Consider the following 246-nt stretch of genomic DNA (forward strand, 5'->3'; position numbering starts at 1 on the left):
CGACCTGTCCGACCCCGGGGTCGACGAGACCTTCTCCCGGCTGCACGCCGAGGGGCACCGCCACGTCGTCGCGGTCCCGCTGCTGCTGGGCAGCGCCTACCACGCCCGGGTCGACCTGCCGGGGATCGTCGCGGGAGTGACCGCCCGGCTGCCCCACCTGCGGGTCACGGTCGCCGACGTCCTCGGCCCCGACCCGGCGCTGGAGTCCGTGGCGCGGGACCGGCTCGCCGCGACGGGCGCCGACCT

Annotated in this window: 1 protein-coding gene; it reads left to right on the forward strand. The window is 78.0% G+C overall.

Going from position 1 to position 246, the window contains the following annotated elements; genetic code table 11:
• The coding region (locus tag SACPADRAFT_RS27340) for a sirohydrochlorin chelatase (RefSeq protein WP_198048317.1) at positions 1-246 on the forward strand (246 nt) is incomplete at both ends.

It is taken from the genome of Saccharomonospora iraqiensis subsp. paurometabolica YIM 90007, from assembly GCF_000231035.2.
GTDB lineage: Bacteria > Actinomycetota > Actinomycetes > Mycobacteriales > Pseudonocardiaceae > Saccharomonospora > Saccharomonospora paurometabolica.